We start from the raw sequence: 1,549 nt of genomic DNA on the forward strand, positions 1-1,549 counted from the left end.
TCACCTTGTTTATTAGGAACCAATAGCTTTTCTGGTGTTCGTTGGGGGATACGTTTTTTACGTTTAGCTCTAATATTAAGTTTTAACTCACAATACACCCGATACACCCGTTTATGATTCCATTTATAGCCGAGCTTTCTGATGCGATTAAAACATTTGGGAAAGCCCCAGCGTAAATGCCGGTCTGTGATAGCATTCAACACCGAAATAATCACCGAATCATCCGGTAACTTAGGTTGATGATAGTAAGCACAACGGCTTAAGCCAACAATGGCACAACTCATAGCAATAGTAACTGAATGATTTTGTTGTAGTTGCTGTGCCCACATTTTACGTACCTTTGTGGGCACTAAAGCTTTTTTATGATTTCTTCCTGAAGCTGGGATTTTAAGCTCAGTTCGGCAAACATCTGTTTAAGTTTACGGTTTTCGGCCTCAAGCTCCTTTAAACGTTTAATATCAGAGGTTTCCATTCCGCCGTATTTTTCTCGCCATTTATAGAAAGTTGAATTTGCCATGCCATATTTACGGCAGAGTTCCTTGACAGGAATACCTGCTTCAGCTTCTTTTAAAATAGCGACGATTTGATGTTCAGTCATTTTTTTCATAATTGAATCCTCTTTTACTTTTATCATAGAGAATTTTCTACTTTTTTGCTGTACTATTTTAGGGGATAGTTACAATACAACATTACTTGGTGTTGTACTCAATACCTTACTTGCATGGCCTGACTGCTGTTTTAGAGCAGAAACAGTCACTCATCCAAGAACACGAGATAAGCTGGCTTTTGTGCCATCTGTATTTAGTGGTGATGAGGGTGATAGTTTTATTGAATGTTCGCCAAAAGAGCAATCTTTAGTTGAACATTGTTTAGCTGAAAAAACAGATGGTCGTAAAGTATTAGTATATGCAACTTATACTGGTACTCGAGACATAACTGGACGGCTTAAGCTTATTTTAGAACAAGCTGGTTTAAAAACAGCTATATTAAAATCAAATGTGTCGCCAGAAAAGAGGGAGGATTGGATCTTAGACAAAGTGGATAAAGATTATGATATTGTCATAACAAATCCAGAACTTGTTAAAACAGGTCTTGATTTACTTGATTTTCCGACCATTATTTTCTTGCAAACTGGTTTTAATGTTTACACATTGCAACAAGCAGCAAAACGTTCGTTCAGAATTGGCCAGAAAAATGATGTAAAAGTGATTTATTTGGGCTATGAAAATTCAGCACAAACAAGCTGTTTAAAATTAATGGCAAAAAAAATAGCGGTTTCACAAAGTACTTCAGGAGATATGCCAGATTCGGGATTAGATATACTTAATTCTGATGATGAATCTATTGAAGTGGCTTTAGCAAAACAGCTAATTGCCGTATAAAAATAAGTGATATAAAGTAAAAGCTGGCACGTTATGTGCCAGTTCAGATTGATGACAAAGAACTCGCTTTTTGGCGAGTTCTTTGATCTAATAGAGAGGAGTCCATTATAAGAGAAGTTCTTCTATGCTAAAAAAACCAACTCCAGCGACACCAGAAAAAATAGAGC

Annotated in this window: 2 protein-coding genes and 1 pseudogene; 1 reads left to right on the top strand and 2 read right to left on the bottom strand. The window is 36.5% G+C overall.

Annotated features, from left to right (window positions below; translation table 11 throughout):
• A partial coding sequence (locus A9G24_RS06835; RefSeq protein WP_141673099.1) for an IS3 family transposase occupies positions 1–329 on the bottom strand: 329 nt, incomplete at its 3' end.
• 20 nt (positions 330–349) lie between these two features.
• Entirely contained in the window at positions 350–607 is a 258-nt protein-coding gene (locus A9G24_RS06840; protein ID WP_065637205.1) for a transposase, read from the bottom strand.
• A 73-nt stretch (positions 608–680) separates the two neighbouring features.
• Here A9G24_RS06840 and A9G24_RS06845 point away from each other — a divergent pair.
• Positions 681–1,382: pseudogene (locus A9G24_RS06845) on the top strand (helicase-related protein); the annotation flags it as partial.
• Between the last annotated feature and the right edge of the window lie 167 nt (positions 1,383–1,549).

It is taken from the genome of Gilliamella sp. App6-5, assembly GCF_001690525.1.
GTDB lineage: Bacteria > Pseudomonadota > Gammaproteobacteria > Enterobacterales > Orbaceae > Gilliamella > Gilliamella apicola_H.

Bases quoted from the DNA above. Each gene is read 5' to 3' on its own strand.
- A9G24_RS06840 (WP_065637205.1), bottom strand. From the start codon at position 607: ATGAAAAAAATGACTGAACATCAAATCGTCGCTATTTTAAAAGAAGCT.